The organism is Bacillus cereus group sp. N6 (assembly GCF_016483705.1).
GTDB classification, from domain to species: domain Bacteria; phylum Bacillota; class Bacilli; order Bacillales; family Bacillaceae_G; genus Bacillus_A; species Bacillus_A wiedmannii.
This window is the reverse complement of sequence record NZ_JAEHBI010000329.1, coordinates 1-239: the sequence shown is the minus strand read 5'-3', so window position 1 is coordinate 239 and position 239 is coordinate 1. Positions and strand designations below refer to the sequence as shown.

The window sequence follows — 239 nt, the reverse complement described above, 5'->3', positions numbered from 1 at the left end:
TCTATACATACCACATCTCAATGCAAACAGGCTTCTCGGTCTTTTACATCCAGTAATGCGGAATCTTGTGAAGAAAGACAAATGACTTCTTCAGCGTCTACCTTCTCGCCATACGCTCGAGATTCTCCATCTCCATCCAAAATCATTACTTTGGTACTCACTAGGGTCGGATAGGATACGAACTGTTTCATGGCCGGCGTTTATCCTTTCCCCCCCCCACCTTTAAGCAGGATATTTCC

Annotated in this window: 1 protein-coding gene; it reads right to left on the bottom strand. The window is 45.2% G+C overall.

Annotated elements, in window-relative coordinates; all coding sequences use genetic code 11:
• Nucleotides 1–17: 17 nt before the first annotated feature.
• Nucleotides 18–146, bottom strand: coding sequence for a hypothetical protein (locus tag JDS99_RS32495; RefSeq protein ID WP_255543227.1), 129 nt, complete (start codon nucleotides 144–146; stop codon nucleotides 18–20).
• Between the last annotated feature and the right edge of the window lie 93 nt (nucleotides 147–239).

What these genes read in the sequence shown, in the direction of transcription:
- JDS99_RS32495 (WP_255543227.1), bottom strand. Translation starts at nt 146, where the DNA reads ATGATTTTGGATGGAGATGGAGAATCTCGAGCGTATGGCGAGAAGGTA.